This is a genomic window from Streptomyces venezuelae, assembly GCF_008642375.1.
GTDB lineage: Bacteria > Actinomycetota > Actinomycetes > Streptomycetales > Streptomycetaceae > Streptomyces > Streptomyces venezuelae_G.
Genome location: NZ_CP029194.1, coordinates 3729289 through 3743006, shown reverse-complemented (window position 1 = coordinate 3743006; position 13718 = coordinate 3729289). Strand labels below are relative to the sequence as shown.

Genomic DNA, 13718 nt, shown 5'->3' with positions numbered 1-13718 from the left:
GGTCACCCCTTGCTGACCGCCGTCAGGATCTCCGGCAGCCGCCGCGCCGTGCGCGGCGCCGCCAGCTTCAGCCCCGCCTGGACGAGCAGCGCGCCGTAGAGGACGCCGGCCGGGAGGACGAGCCACAGCAGGGACTGCCGGTCGGAGAGGTGGAGGTAGACCGTCGCGCCGATGAGCGGGGCGCACAGCAGGATGGACCCGATCATGCCGCCGAGGATCGACATCCAGGCCAGACCGCCCTGCCCCGGCACCACGTTCTTGTAACCGCTGTCCTGCGGGATCGAGTACGGGAAGACCGCCGAGGCCACCGCGCCCGAACCCAGCAGCGCGCCCAGCAGGCCGAACGACAGGCCGAGCGCCTCCGGGAGGGCCGACCAGTCGCCGAGGACGGCGGCCGTCGCCACCGTCACCAGCGCGGTGAACGGCAGGGTCACCCACAACAGGGCCAGCGCCCGCGCCCGGAGTTCGGCGTACGCGTCGGCCGTCGTCGAGACGGTCTGCGCGACCATCCAGAAGGCCGAGGTGTCCTGGCCGAACTGGTTGTACATCTGGACGCCGAGCATGCCCGAGGCGAAGCACGCCCAGTAGATCGAGCCCGTCCCCTGGAAGGCGTTGAAGATCGGCACGATCACGCCCATGGCCAGCGAGGTCACCCACGCGGCCTTCGTCTTGGGATCGCGCCAGATGTACCGCAGGGTCCGTTCCATGGTCGCGCCCGTGCGCCCGCCCGGCAGGATCCGGCCGAGCAGCCCCGTACCGCCGGACTTCTCGCGGACGCCCTTGTCGGACGACGCGCCGATCGTGGAGCCGTCCGGCTCGACCATCAGCTTCACCAGGCTCCGCTGCCACCAGTGCACGAGCGCCACGAGCGCCGCCGCCGTGAGCAGCAGCCGGGCCGCCGCCACGGCGTAGTCGCCGGTGCTCGCCGCGTCCACGGCGCCGATCGCGGCGGCGGGCGGCAGCCAGCCGACGACGGTGGCCGCCGGTTCGAGCGGGCCGAGGCCGCCGGCCTGGCCGAGGCGCTGGGCGCCGAAGTTGACCAGCTGCATGCCGACCGCGATCACCAGACCGCTGAGCAACGCCAGGTCCCGGCCCTTGCGGGAGGTCAGGAGCCGGATGTTGGCCGCGACCACCGCCCGGGACAGCGCCACGCACACGACCGTCACGAGCGGGACGGCGAGGACGGCGACGACCGTTCCGGCGGCGCCGTGCGCGACCGACACGGCCGCGCCGAACGCCAGGCACAGCGTGAGGAACGGCCCGACGCCCACCAGGGACGCCACGAGCAGGGCGCGCACCAGCGGCCGGGGCCGCAGCGGCAGCATCACGAGCCGCGACGGGTCGAGCGTCTCGTCCCCGGTCGGCACGAACAGCGGCATGACCGCCCACGAGAGCGCCACGACCCCCGTGAGGAGGACCGCGATCGTGTCGGCGTCCGTGCTGCCCCGCAGCAGGACGGAGGACAGCACCATGGACGCGGCGAAGAGGACACCGAGGACGATCGAGACGATGTACGCGGCGGTCCGCCCGCCCGACTGCCGCAGCCCGTTCTTCAGCAGCGACAGCTTGAGCTGCACGAAGACCGAGGTGAGGGACGGTACGGGGGCGGGGGAAGGGGAGGGCGAGGCGGAGGCGGAAAGGGCCGTGGCGTTCGTGCTCATCGCTGCGCCCCGCCGCCCAGCCAGTCCAGGGACTCCCCGGCCGTCTCGCGCCCGTTCGCCCCGACCAGCTCCAGGAACGCCGCCTGGAGCGAGGGCCGGTCGCCTCGGACCTCCGCGAGCGTGCCCTGCGCGCGGATCCGGCCCGCCGCCATCACGGCGACCCAGTCGCAGAGCGACTCGACCAGCTCCATGACGTGGCTGGAGAAGACGACGGTCGCGCCGGACTGGGTGTACCGCTCCAGGACCCCGCGGATGGTCTGCGCGGAGACCGGGTCGACGCCCTCGAACGGCTCGTCGAGGAAGAGCACCTCGGGGTTGTGGAGGAGGGCGGCGGCGAGACCGATCTTCTTGCGCATGCCGGTCGAGTAGTCGACGACCAGCTTGTTCTGCGAGCCGGTCAGGTCGAGGACGTCGAGGAGCTGCGCCGCCCGCTTGTCGACCTCGGCGCCCGGCAGCCCCCGCAGCCGGCCGCTGTAGGCGAGGAGTTCACGGCCGGAGAGCCGCTCGAAGAGCCGCAGGCCCTCCGGCAGGATCCCGATCCGGGCCTTGACCCGGGCGACCGACTCGGGGTCCGCCCAGACGTCGTGCCCGGCGACCAGGATCCGCCCCTGATCGGGCCGGAGCAGTCCGGTGATCATGGAGAGGGTGGTGGTCTTTCCGGCCCCGTTGGGCCCGACGAGCCCGATGAACTTCCCCGCCGGCAGGACGAGATCGATCCCGTTCACCGCGATCTGCTGGCCGAAACGCTTCCACAGCCCCTCGACACGCACCGCGGGCACCGCACCGGAACCCGGTGCGGTGCCCGCAGTGGCGCCCGCCTTCTCGAATACTCCGTCAAATGCCTGGTCAGGCATGGTCCGTCAACCCTTCGGTTGTCCCCGTGTACAAGGGCACCACCATACGGGTGAGGCCTGACCCGGCCCAGGGATCACTGCGCCCGGGAACGGGCCTCCGCCGCTTCTCGGCCGCACGCGTACGCGAGGGGGCTGATCAGCTCCTCCGCGTCGGGGAGCCAGCGGTTCGCCGGGGTGGGCCGCCGCGCCCACTGCACCGCGCCGACGCCGCCGATCCGGGTGGGCGGGGCCGCCACGTAATGGCCCTCGCCGCGCGTCACGAGGTCGATCGAGGTCGGGATCCAGCCCAGCTTGCGGACGAGGTCGGGCACCTTGGCGGCGGCGCCCGGCAGCACGAAGAAGAACATCCGGCGGTCCGGCGTGCAGGTGACGGGGCCGAGCGTCAGGTCCATGCGCTCCATGCGGGCGAGTGCCAGGACCCCGGCCGATTCCGACACCTCGATCGCGTCGAACGTCCGGCCCGTCGGCAGCAGGATCGACGCCTTCGGTGTCTTCGACCACATGCGCCGTGCCCCGACGCCGCTCCCGGTGGCCTGGGTCGACCAGTCGGGCTTGACGGCGTGCGCGCCGGGGACGGCGCACTCCGCGCCGCAGGAGCAGCGCTCCCTGCCTTCGACGGCCTCAAGCCAGGTCCCGGGGAACACGTCCCAGTGCCGCTCTTCCGCGTACCGCACGGCGTTGTCCAGCAGTTGCTCGCCTCGCTGCTGGGGGATCTGTGCGGCTTCCGTGACTCCGATGGTCTCTTCCACGGTGAGCACAACTGCGCCCGTCACCTGGGGTTACGGGCGCGGGGGAGAGCGGTGTGACGCATCGATCCTGCATACGGGGCGCACGGGTGCACCGACGGGGGCGCGCGGGGGCCGGGGGAGCGGGGGTGGGTACGCACCAGTGGGGGCGCCGGCGGCAGCGTCGCGGCCGGCGTGTCCGGTGCCGACCGTGCGGCACGTACGACGCCGGCCTGTCCGGTTTCGCGTGTTCACATCGGCATTGACCGGATATCCACCGGGCAGTGATCACTTCTCGTGATCACTGCACCTGTGATCATCGTTCGGCCTCAGGGGGTAACTCATGGCAGCCAGGCCACTCGTCGCGCGTCAGCCGAACGAACGGCTCCAGGCGCTCATCCAGGAGGCGGCCTGCTCGCACGCCGGCCTCGCCCGCAGGGTCAACATGGTCGGCGCGGAGCGCGGCCTCGACCTGCGGTACGACAAGACGTCGGTGGCGCGGTGGTTGCGCGGGCAGCAGCCGCGCGGCCGGGCGCCGGGCATCATCGCGGAGGCCCTGGGCCGCAAGCTGGGCCGGACGGTCACGATCGACGAGGTCGGGATGGCGAACGGCCGGAACCTCGCCGCGGGCGTGGGACTCCAGTTCGCGCCGACCGTCCTCGGGGCGATCGAGCAGGCCTGCGAGCTGTGGCGCAGTGACGTGGGCAGGCGGGACTTCCTGACGGGCTCCACGGTCGCGGCCTCCGCGCTCGTCGAGCCGAGCAGGGACTGGCTGATCACCGGGCCGGACACGCACGTGGCGCGGCTCGCGGGCGCGCGCGTCGGGGTCGCGGACGTCGCGGCGGTACGGGAGATGACGAGCGCGCTGGTCGACCTCGACCGACGGTTCGGCAGCGGTCACGTACGGCCGGTGGTGGTGCACTACCTCAACAGCGTGGTGTCGGGGATGCTTTCGGGCTCGTACCGGGAGGCCGTGGGCCGGCAGCTGTTCGCGGCGGCGGCGCGGCTGACCGAGCTCGCCGGGTACATGGCGGTGGACACGGGCGAACCGGGGCTCGCGCAGCGCTACTACATCCAGGCGCTGCGGCTCGCGCAGGCGGCGGGGGACCGGGGCTACGGCGGCTATGTCCTGGCCGCGTCGATGAGCCACCTCGCCGCGCAGCTCGGGAACCCCCGGGAGATCGCCCAGTTGGCACGGGCGGCGCAGGAGGGGGCGCGGGGCAAGGTGCCGCCGCGGGCGGAGGCGATGTTCCTCGCGGCCGAGGCGCGCGGGCACGCGCTGATGGGGGACGAGAGCTCCTTCGAGACGGCGGCGGGCCGTGCCGTGCGGGCGCTGGAGCGGGCCGATCCGGAGGCGGGCGACGACCCGGTGTGGATCGCGCACTTCGACCGCGCCTATCTCGCGGACGAACTGGCGCACTGCTACCGGGACCTGGGGCAGGCGGAGGCGGCGGCGCGGGCGGCGCGGGAGTCGGTCGCGGGGCACCCGGAGACGCGGGCGCGGCGCCGGGCGATCGGTCTGGCCCTGCTGGCCTCGGCGCAGGTGCAGCAGCGGGAGGTGGAGCAGGCCTGCCGGACGGGGACGCAGGCGCTCGAACTCCTGGGCACGCTGCGGTCGTCGCGGGGCGCCGAGTACCTGGACGACCTGAGGGAGAGCCTGGAGCCGTACGCGGGAGAGGCGGTGGTGCGGGAGTTCCACGCGCGGATGGACCTGTCGGCGGCGTAGGCGGAGCCTTCGCACAAGGAGGTTGTGTAACCGGTCTCACACGTGTGTGCGGAGCGCCGCGCGTACCCGGTAGCGTGAGCCGACGATTCCGTAGGTCCATCAGTAGGAGTCCCGGTGACGCAGAACGGACAGGGTCAGGAGCCGCAGTACCCGGCGGCGCCCCCCGCGCACGACGGTGCCTGGGGTCCCGCCGGTGGTCAGCCGGGCGGGCAGCCGCTGCCGCCCGCGCAGCCGCTGCCCCCTGAGGCGACGCCGGGCGCCGCCGACATGCAGTCCACGCAGTATCTGGCGCCGGTCCCGCAGCAGCAGTTCCCGGCGCAGGCTCCGCCGATACCGCAGCAGCTCCCGCCGCAGCCCGGGTACGGCTACCCGCCGCCGGCCGCGCGGGCGGCCGCCGACATGCAGGCGACGCAGCACATCGCGCCCGTCCCCGGCGCGATGCCGCCGGTGCAGGCGCCGCAGCCGGGGTACGGCTACCCGCCGCCGGCTGCGCAGGCGGCCGCCGACATGCAGGCGACGCAGCACATGTCCGCCGTGCCGCCGCACCCGGGCGCGGGCTCCGACACCCAGTTCCTGGGCACGGGCCCGCTCCCGCACCAGGGGCCCGGGCAGCCCGCCGGCGCCGCGGACGCGACCCAGTACATCGCGCCCGTGCCGCCGCAGGCCCAGGCCCAGCAGCCCGGTGAGCGGCAGCCGCCCGCCGAGTTCGACAACCTCTTCCGTACGGAGGCGCCGCGGGCCCCGCAGCAGCCGCAGGCCTACCAGCCGCCGCTGGGGGCACCTCCCGGGCAGCAGGGTCCGGGGGGACAGGCCGCCCCGCCCGCGTACCAGCAGCACCAGGGGCCGCCGCAGCAGCACGGCTACCAGCCGCCTCAGCCCCCTCAGCAGTACGCGTACCAGGACGCCTACTACGACGACGAGCCCGAGCCGGCGCGCCGCAAGTCGCCGGTCGCGCTGATCGCCGCCGTCGTCGTCGGCTGCGCGGTCGTCGGCCTCGGTGCCGGGATGCTGCTCAGCGGTGAGGACGAGAAGGACCCCAAGACGCCCGGGCAGAACGTCGCGGCGAGCTCCGCCGCGCCGCCCTCCGCCACCACCGCCGCGCCGCCCACGGAGAAGCCGGTCGACCCGGCGGAGCCGCAGGCCAAGGAGCTGGACAAGCTCCTCGCGACCAGCAACAGCAGCCGTGACACGGTGATCAGCTCGGTCGCGCTGATCAACCAGTGCAAGGACCTGGACAAGGCGGCGAGGGACCTGCGGGGCGCCGCCGACCAGCGTCGGGGCCTGGTGACCAAGCTCCGTACGCTCTCGGTCGACAAGATCCCGAACAACCCCGCTCTGACGGGCGCGCTGACCAGGGCCTGGCAGGCCTCGGCCGCCGCCGACGACCACTACGCGGCCTGGGCCGTCCAGATGAAGGCCAAGAAGGCCTGCAAGGACGGCAAGGCCAAGAGGACCAACCGGCTGGCGGAGGCCGAGAAGAAGAGCGGCGAGGCCACCGCCGCCAAGAAGCAGGCGGCCGGGCTGTGGAACCCGACCGCCGTGAAGTACGGACTGGAGAAGCGGACGCCCACCCAGCTGTAGCCGTGAGAGGGGTGGCTACGGGGCGCTGAGGACGGTCTCGCCGACATCGACGAAGCCGGGCTTCTCCGCCACGAGCCGCCCCTGACGGACGACCTGGAACGTCACCTGGTGGTTGACGACCCGGGTGAGGCCGGGGGCGCCGAGCAGGTCCTCGTACTTCCAGCGCAGGCTGGGGGTGAGGCCGCCGGTGTCGACGCGTGCGCCCCGGTCGAGGGCGTGGGTGATCTGCTCGGGGCTGATCCGGTCCTTGTCGAGGCCTTCGATGACGGACTTGAGGACCGTGTAGGCGATCCACGTGGTCTGGACGCCGGCGTCGGCCGGGTCGACGCGGTTGTCGGCGAAGGCGTGCTCCTGGATGACCTTGCGCATCGGCGCCCAGCTCTTGTCGGAGGCCTCCGGGTACCAGCCGGTGACGAACGCGCCCTCGAAGGGGCTGCGGGCGCCGCCGGTGCGGTCGATGACGGGCTGGGCGACGCTGCCGAGCACCGAGGAGATGCGGACGGGGTCGATCTTCTTGCCGGAGCCGTCCTTCTTCCCCTCCGACGGGAGGCGGCGGAAGGAGTCGAAGAAGGTCTGGGTGCGCTCGCCGAGCACGGCGGTGACGCAGCCGTTCTCGTCGCCGGCCTTGTCGCGGGCCCGGCCGGCCTGCTCGGTGTACTCGCCGGCGTCCTCGACGGCCGGGATGTCGACCGCGCTGCGGTGACTGGCCTTGCGGAGGCCGGAGTTGAGGAGGTCGGGGAGCCGGTCGCCGGCGACGGTGTCGGGCCGGACGAGGGAGACCTTGCGGCAGGACTCGGCGAGCTGGATGCCGTGGCCGGCGATGAGGGAGGCCTGCCCGCCGTTGACGGGGTAGGAGAGCGAGCTGGTGAACTCGTCCTCCGAGATGCCGTAGCCGCCGATGTACGGGATGCCGGCGGCTTCCAGCGGGCCGAGGAACGCGCTGCCGTTCTGGCTGTACGAGCCGACGACCGCGACCACGTCCTCGCGGACGGCGCGGCGGGCGCAGGCGGCGGCGCCGGCGCCGGTGTTCTGTTCGTTGCAGGTGAGGACGCGGAGTTCGTGGCCGTCGATACCGCCCTGGGAGTTCACCCAGCGGGCGTAGGCCTGCGCCATTGCGGGCATTCCGGGCATGTTGGTCGCTCGGGTCTGGTCGGGCGCCCAGGTCATCACCGTGACGGGCTCCCTGGAGCCCCCCGTGGTCCCAGGGAGCACGCCACACCCGGTGAGCAGCGACGCTCCGGCCGCCGCGGTCGTGACGTACGCGAGGAGTGAGGTCAGTCGCCTACCGGTCATGGGCATGCACATTTCCGCCTCACGGGTAACGCGGGAGTGAGCACGGTTCAACGAAGGGTGACGTGAAGGTGAATTACGGGGGCGTGCGGGCGATGAGGAGGGGGCGAGTCCGCTTATCTGGCAAGGGAACGTACGATCGAAACGTGTCCAGTCCAGTCTCCGGTTCGGTTAACTCTTCCCGTCGCGGCCGTCGCTCCTCCACCATGGGCGGCATGCCGCTCAACGACATGCCGTGGTGGCGCTGGCGCATCAACGTGCGTTCCGCGCTGCACATGCTTTCCGACCCCGGGTTCCACGAGACCACCTGGCTGACCGGCCAGGAGGGGTACGGCGACGTCACCGACGCCGTCTACCGACTCGTCGAGGACACCTGGCTCGACAACTGGTCCGCCGAGAAGTACGTGGGCGCCGTCTTCCGTGACAGCGGTGAGGCCGCCCTCGTCGACGTCGCCGTACTCCGCGTGCTGCGGATCCTGCACCAGGTGGGCCCGGACGCGCCCGTCTCCGCCTATCTGCAGCACCAGGGCTGGCCCGAGGTCGTACAGGCCGCCCGCGAGGCACACGTACGGATGGCGCGGGCCGACGGGGAGGACCCCGACACGCCCCCGCGCTCCCTCGACGTGCTCCGTATCATGACCCGGTCCTGAGCCGTTCCGCCTGACGGACGGTGGCTCTTGCGGGCCTCGCGCGTATGGCAGGCTGACGGGATGACCGACCAGTACGTCCTCACCCTTTCGTGCCCGGACAAAAAGGGCATCGTGCACGCCGTGTCGAGCTACTTGTTCATCACCGGGTGCAACATCGAGGACAGCCAGCAGTTCGGAGACCACGACACGGGTCTCTTCTTCATGCGGGTCCACTTCTCGGCCGAGGCGCCGGTGAACGTGGAGAAGCTGCGCGCGAGCTTCACGGCGGTCGGGGACTCCTACGGGATGGACTGGCAGATCAACCGCGCCGACGACCGCATGCGGATCGTGCTCATGGTCTCCAAGTTCGGGCACTGCCTGAACGACCTGCTGTTCCGCTCGCGGCTCGGCGCGCTTCCGGTGGAGATCGTCGCCGTCGTCTCCAACCACACGGACTTCGCGGAGCTCGTCGGCTCGTACGGCATCCCCTTCCGGCACATTCCGGTCACCAAGGACACCAAGGCCGAGGCCGAGGCCGAGCTCCTCGACCTGGTCCGCGAGGAGAACGTCGAGCTGGTCGTCCTCGCCCGCTACATGCAGGTGCTCTCCGACGACCTGTGCAAGCAGCTCTCCGGGCGCATCATCAACATCCACCACTCCTTCCTGCCGAGCTTCAAGGGCGCCAAGCCCTACCACCAGGCGCACGCGCGCGGTGTGAAGCTGATCGGCGCGACCGCGCACTACGTGACGGCCGACCTCGACGAGGGCCCGATCATCGAGCAGGAGGTCGAGCGGGTGGGCCACGAGGTGACCCCGGACCAGCTGGTCGCGGTGGGCCGCGACGTGGAGTGCCAGGCGCTCGCCCGCGCGGTGAAGTGGCACGCGGAGCGCCGCATCCTCCTCAACGGCCGCCGCACGGTCGTCTTCGCCTGAGCCGCCCGGACCTCGGACTAGAGGCGACTGAGGGAGGCCGCCGCCGACAGGACGTCGCGGATGGCCTCCCGGTCGCCGTCCTGGCCCGCCGCGGCCTCCTCCGGCGAGATGTGGCCGGCCACCAGCTGGCAGAACTCCACCCCGTCCATCGCGACCTGCGCCACCGCCCGCTCCGGCGAGCCGACCGCCGCCGGGGAGTCCAGCGCGATGTACCAGTGGCCGCCGCCCGCGCCCTCGACCTCCAGGTGGAGCGAGCGGCCGGGCGCACCCGCCGCGACGAGCTGCCGGGCCGGGGCGGCGAGGCCGCTGCGCCGGCGGCCGGCGAGGGCCGCCGGGAGCAGCCGGGCCGCCAGGTCGATCATGCCGTGCAGATGGGCGCCGCTCGGCGGGGCGTACGGGTACGCCACCGCGTTGGCGATGTCGTCCGCGTGCAGCCAGCACTCGAAGGCCCGCTCCAGGAGCGAGTCCCGCAGGGGCAGCGCGAAGTCCTTGTAGGTGACCGTGAGGTCACCCACGCCACGGCCCGCGAAGGAGACCGTGCGGATCAGGGTGTGCGTCTGGTCCCGCCAGGGCCCGCGCAGCGCGCGGTTCGGCGGCCGGTCGAGCGCCGACCAGAACGCCTCGGTCCGCTCCGTCGGCGAGAGCTCGGGCACGCCCGCGCCCAGCGGGTCCTTGATGCCGAGCGCGGAGCTCACCAGGCCGTCCACGGCGAGGAAGTGGCCGATGACCCCGGCGACGGTGGTCTTGCGGCGCACCAGGTGGTCGTTCTCGTACCACTTGAGCCGCACCGGGGCGTGCCACTCCGACTCGCCGATGTCCCGGAGCAGCGCGTCGAGACGGGCGGTCTCCGCGTCGTACGGGGTGACCCACTCGGGCACCGGTACGCGGGCGGGGCGGCGGCCCAGGCAGTTCTCCAGGACCCGGGAGCGCAGCAGCGGGTCGAGGTCCAGGTCGCGGTCCTCGTGGAGCAGCGCGACGGCGTCCCGCAGCCGCAGGGCCTCCTCGGCGCAGGGCGCGCACTCGGTGAGGTGGTCCTCGACGGCCTTCGTCTCCCCGGCGGAGCACGCCGAGAGCGCCCAGGCCCCGAGGAGGGACTTGAGCACGCGGTGCGTCAGCTGGGGCACGTCCGGAGGTTCCTCGGCCTCCACCTCGGTCACCGGGGTCACCGGGGTCACCGGAGTCTCCGGGGTCTCCGGGTTCGCAGGAGTCTCCGGGGCCATCGGCGGGGCCGACGTCAGGTCCGCGTGGTCGTCCGCCGACCGGCGGGGTCCCGGTATCCACGGGGCGCGTGCGACGTCGTCCGCGTCGCCGTTCGCCCCCGTCACAGTGTCCGCCCGTAGCCGCCGGGCGGTGAGGAGCCCTCCAGGGGGCGGGTGTTCGCCGAGGAGAGCAGCTGCAGCCCGAGCCGGAGGCGCCGCCGCGCCTCGTCCTCGGTGACCCCGAGGTCGGCCGCGGTCTGGCGGTAGTCCCGCCGCTGGAAGTAGGCCAGTTCGAGCGCGGCCCGCAGCGGCGCCGGCATGGACGTCACGATGTGCTCCGCGCGGGCCGCGACATGGGCCCGCCGGACTTTCTGCTCCAGCTCCTCGGCGGAGCCCTGCCCGGTCTCCGCGTAGGCCGTCGCCTCGGCCTGCCGCAGCCGGTGGACGGCCTGCCGCTGGGTCAGCCGGGCCACCCACGACCGCATGTTCCCCTGCTTGGGGTCGTAGTCGTCGGGGTTCTCCCAGATGTAGCCGAAGACCTCGCGGGTGACCTGGTCGGCCGCCGCGTCGTCGTCGAGCACCCGGTGGGCGAGGCTGTGCACGAGCGAGGCGAACCGGTCGTAGAACTCGCCGAGCGCGGCGGCCTCTCCGGCGGCGAGCCGCTGCTGCATCTTGCGGTCCCAGCGCGGTGGTGTCTCCATCGCCATGCGAATCCTCCGTCCTGCCGGTCCTCGCGTCCTCGACAGTGCCCTCGTCGGTGCCCTGGTCCTGGCTTTCCAACTCCAAAGTAATGTGCCGGGCCGACAGAGCACGTCTGTTTGCCGCAAGTGCGCCCTTGACGCGGGTCTGGATGGTAAGGAAAGCGCCATACCTCGGAGAAGGGGTTTCGGCCGGTCGTGCCGGGGCAGGCGGCGACCGTGACGACGATCGAGGTCGACGAGGACGAACGCGGCCCCTGGACGGTGCTGAGCATCCGGGGGGAACTGGACCTGGTCACCTCCCCCCGGATACGCCGCCGCGTCCACGACGCGGTCGCGGGAGGCCGCCACGACCTGGTGATCGACCTGTCCGCCGTGCGGTTCTGCGACTCCAGCGGCGTCGGCGTCCTCATCGCCGCCCGCCGCCTCCTCCGCTCCTGCGGCGGCCGCCTCCGCCTGATCCTGCCCGAGACGGCGGTCGAAGGCGGCGACGGCCACGTCGACCGGGTGCTGTCCGCCCTCGGCGTCCGCCGCCTCTTCGAGGTCTACGGGGACGTCCCGGCGGCGGTGGAGGAGGTCAGCTGATCGACCGGATCGTGCTCCAGGAGCCGGTCCCGACCGTGGTGCGGGGGCCGTCCACCGGGGTTCCCGAGGCGCCGGTGCCGCCCGCGTAGAACAACAGGGTGCCGGTGCCCTCGTCCGTGGTCGCCCACAGGTCGGCGACCCCGTTCCGGTCGGCGTCGGCGGCTCCCGCGAGCAGCGGGCGCGAGGTGACGTCGTAGCCGTGGCCGTACGCGACGCGGTGGTCGAAGGTCCCGTCGTCGTCCCCCCGGTACAGCCAGAGGTCGCCGGTCCCGGTGTGCCGGGCGAGCAGGTCCACGCGGCCGTCCCGGTCGGCGTCGCCGGGGGAGGTGAGCGTCATGACGTCCCAGCCGCTGCCGCCGATCAGGACGGGCGCGGCCACCGCCGGCGCGGAGCCGCGGACCCCGGCGCGCAGCCACAGCCTGTCGTCGTACTGGAGGACCGCGTCCGGGTGTCCGTCGTGGGTGACGTCGCCGACGCCCACGACCTTCGTGTCGGTGGGCAGTCCGGTCGCGACCGTCACGGGCGCGGTGATCGAGCCGTCGCCGCGGTTGGCGTAGACGCGCAGTTCGCCGCCGACCCGGGCGAGCACGTCCTCCGTGCCGTCGCCCGTCCAGTCCCCGCGGTGCGCCACCGAGGCGGTGGACCAGCCGCCGGTGCCGATGACGTCGTGGGCGCCGGGGAGGCCGCCGGTGCCCTCGCCGTGGTAGAGCCGAAGCCTGCCGGCGTCGTCGACGGCGACGAGGTCGGGCGCGCCGTCACCGGTCTGGTCGCCGGGGACGGGGGCCGGGCGGCGGTAGCCGATGACCGGGGCGTGGTCGGACCAGCCGTTCGGCTCCTCGGCTCCGGACGCCAGGTTCTGCGTGGTGTCCAGGAGGGAGTGGTCGACGGTGCAGGACACGAACCGCTGCCCGCCGGGCCGCTGGGTGCCGAAGAGGTGGTCGAGACGGCTCCAGCGTCGGTCCTTGCCGTCCTCCCAGCGTACGAAGGTGTCGTCGCCGGTCTCGCAGCGGTCGAGGGTGGTGGCGATCGGGGCCAGGGCCGCCGAGGTCTCGCGGTTGTTGAGGTCGCCGCCGAGGACGACACCGGCGGCGAGGGCGCCCTGGAGGTGGTCGCGGACGGTCTCGCTCTGGCGCTGCGCCACGGCGTTGTTGTTGTCGATGAGGTGCGTAGTGCAGAAGGTGTCGGTGCGGCCGGTGACCCGTGCGCAGAGCAGGGGCATCCGGCGGTCGGAGAGCTCGGCGGGGACGGTCTCGACGCGCTCGACGGGGCCGTCGAAGGTGCCCTTGACGGCGAGCAGGACGCCGACCGAGCCGCCCAGGGCGATGCCGCGGCAGGCCGACACGGGCTTGAGCGGGCCGCTGGTGCCGAGGACGTAGTCACCGGCCCTGTTCCCGGCGGCGTGCGCGAGGGACCAGCCGGGGCCGAGGCGGGCGGCGAGCAGCGCCATGTGGCTCTTCTCGGCTCCGGCCGGCGGCGTCGCGCCCTGGTAGCCGCAGGCCTCCTGGAGCATCACGACGTTCGCCTGGTGGGCGTCGACGAGCTTCTTGACCTCGTCCATCTTGGGGCCGGGGTCGTTGCGGTGCGGGCAGTAGCCGAGCTGCCCGCGCTCGCCGCCGGCCTCGCCGCAGATGTTCCAGCTGACGACGCGTACTTCGTCGGCGTACGGGGCGGTGGCGGTCGGCGCGGTCGCCGTAGCTGCCGCCGCAGCCGCAGCCGCAGCCGTGGTCGCGGTCCCGGCCGTGGTCGCCGCCGTCGCCTGGCCCGCCGCCGGTATGCCGAGCAGCAGGCCCGCGACGGCCGCGAGGCCTGCAGCGAGCGCGATGGGTCGTCTTCTCAT

Annotated in this window: 12 protein-coding genes; 5 read left to right on the top strand and 7 right to left on the bottom strand. The window is 73.1% G+C overall.

Annotation, left to right across the window (positions count from 1 at the left end):
• Nucleotides 1–2: 2 nt before the first annotated feature.
• The 3 genes from DEJ46_RS16860 to DEJ46_RS16850 all read right to left on the bottom strand — a co-directional run bounded on the left by DEJ46_RS16860 (nucleotide 3) and on the right by DEJ46_RS16850 (nucleotide 3273).
• Nucleotides 3–1661, bottom strand: coding sequence for a transporter (locus DEJ46_RS16860; protein ID WP_150267359.1), 1659 nt, complete (start codon nucleotides 1659–1661; stop codon nucleotides 3–5).
• Nucleotides 1658–2515, bottom strand: a complete 858-nt coding sequence (locus DEJ46_RS16855; RefSeq protein WP_150267357.1) for an ABC transporter ATP-binding protein — start codon at nucleotides 2513–2515, stop codon at nucleotides 1658–1660. The genes DEJ46_RS16860 and DEJ46_RS16855 overlap by 4 nt, the downstream gene beginning before the upstream one ends.
• Before the next feature lie 74 nt (nucleotides 2516–2589).
• Nucleotides 2590–3273 carry a bifunctional DNA primase/polymerase gene (locus tag DEJ46_RS16850; protein ID WP_150267355.1) on the bottom strand — a complete coding sequence of 228 codons (684 nt, stop codon included), beginning with the start codon at nucleotides 3271–3273 and terminating at the stop codon, nucleotides 2590–2592.
• A 310-nt stretch (nucleotides 3274–3583) separates the two neighbouring features.
• On the opposite strand from DEJ46_RS16850, the gene DEJ46_RS16845 reads away from it, so the two are divergent.
• Entirely contained in the window at nucleotides 3584–4966 is a 1383-nt protein-coding gene (locus DEJ46_RS16845) for a transcriptional regulator (RefSeq protein WP_150267353.1), read from the top strand.
• A 114-nt stretch (nucleotides 4967–5080) separates the two neighbouring features.
• The gene (locus DEJ46_RS16840) at nucleotides 5081–6547 is read left to right on the top strand and encodes a hypothetical protein (protein ID WP_150267351.1); all 1467 of its coding nucleotides are present in this window, start codon (nucleotides 5081–5083) and stop codon (nucleotides 6545–6547) included.
• A gap of 15 nt (nucleotides 6548–6562) precedes the next feature.
• On the opposite strand, the gene DEJ46_RS16835 is transcribed toward DEJ46_RS16840, so the two are convergent.
• Nucleotides 6563–7840 (bottom strand): ABC transporter substrate-binding protein, encoded by a 1278-nt coding sequence (locus DEJ46_RS16835; protein WP_150267349.1) that lies wholly within the window; start codon nucleotides 7838–7840, stop codon nucleotides 6563–6565.
• Nucleotides 7841–8043: 203 nt separating this feature from the next.
• Between DEJ46_RS16835 and DEJ46_RS16830 the strand changes: the two genes are divergently transcribed.
• The gene (locus DEJ46_RS16830) at nucleotides 8044–8487 is read left to right on the top strand and encodes an SCO4402 family protein (protein WP_150267347.1); all 444 of its coding nucleotides are present in this window, start codon (nucleotides 8044–8046) and stop codon (nucleotides 8485–8487) included.
• Between the two features lie 60 nt (nucleotides 8488–8547).
• On the top strand, nucleotides 8548–9399 hold the full coding sequence (gene purU, locus DEJ46_RS16825; RefSeq protein WP_150267345.1) for a formyltetrahydrofolate deformylase: 852 nt from the start codon (nucleotides 8548–8550) through the stop codon (nucleotides 9397–9399).
• Nucleotides 9400–9416: 17 nt separating this feature from the next.
• On the opposite strand, the gene DEJ46_RS16820 is transcribed toward purU, so the two are convergent.
• Both DEJ46_RS16820 and DEJ46_RS16815 read right to left on the bottom strand, forming a co-directional pair.
• The gene (locus tag DEJ46_RS16820; RefSeq protein WP_150267343.1) at nucleotides 9417–10724 is read right to left on the bottom strand and encodes a maleylpyruvate isomerase N-terminal domain-containing protein; all 1308 of its coding nucleotides are present in this window, start codon (nucleotides 10722–10724) and stop codon (nucleotides 9417–9419) included.
• Nucleotides 10721–11305, bottom strand: a complete 585-nt coding sequence (locus tag DEJ46_RS16815; RefSeq protein WP_055641984.1) for a sigma-70 family RNA polymerase sigma factor — start codon at nucleotides 11303–11305, stop codon at nucleotides 10721–10723. The genes DEJ46_RS16820 and DEJ46_RS16815 overlap by 4 nt, the downstream gene beginning before the upstream one ends.
• Before the next feature lie 210 nt (nucleotides 11306–11515).
• Here DEJ46_RS16815 and DEJ46_RS16810 point away from each other — a divergent pair, with 210 nt between their 5' ends.
• Complete coding sequence (locus tag DEJ46_RS16810) at nucleotides 11516–11881, top strand: STAS domain-containing protein (protein WP_150267341.1); 366 nt, start codon at nucleotides 11516–11518, stop codon at nucleotides 11879–11881.
• On the opposite strand, the gene DEJ46_RS16805 is transcribed toward DEJ46_RS16810, so the two are convergent.
• The gene (locus DEJ46_RS16805; protein ID WP_190622691.1) at nucleotides 11874–13718 is read right to left on the bottom strand and encodes an FG-GAP-like repeat-containing protein; all 1845 of its coding nucleotides are present in this window, start codon (nucleotides 13716–13718) and stop codon (nucleotides 11874–11876) included. The genes DEJ46_RS16810 and DEJ46_RS16805 overlap by 8 nt on opposite strands.

Coding starts and splice junctions, on each gene's coding strand:
- DEJ46_RS16860 (WP_150267359.1), bottom strand. CDS start 1,661: ATGAGCACGAACGCCACGGCCCTTTCCGCCTCCGCCTCGCCCTCCCCT.
- DEJ46_RS16855 (WP_150267357.1), bottom strand. CDS start 2,515: ATGCCTGACCAGGCATTTGACGGAGTATTCGAGAAGGCGGGCGCCACT.
- DEJ46_RS16845 (WP_150267353.1), top strand. CDS start 3,584: ATGGCAGCCAGGCCACTCGTCGCGCGTCAGCCGAACGAACGGCTCCAG.
- DEJ46_RS16835 (WP_150267349.1), bottom strand. CDS start 7,840: ATGACCGGTAGGCGACTGACCTCACTCCTCGCGTACGTCACGACCGCG.
- DEJ46_RS16830 (WP_150267347.1), top strand. CDS start 8,044: ATGGGCGGCATGCCGCTCAACGACATGCCGTGGTGGCGCTGGCGCATC.
- purU (WP_150267345.1), top strand. CDS start 8,548: ATGACCGACCAGTACGTCCTCACCCTTTCGTGCCCGGACAAAAAGGGC.
- DEJ46_RS16815 (WP_055641984.1), bottom strand. CDS start 11,305: ATGGCGATGGAGACACCACCGCGCTGGGACCGCAAGATGCAGCAGCGG.
- DEJ46_RS16805 (WP_190622691.1), bottom strand. CDS start 13,718: ATGAGAAGACGACCCATCGCGCTCGCTGCAGGCCTCGCGGCCGTCGCG.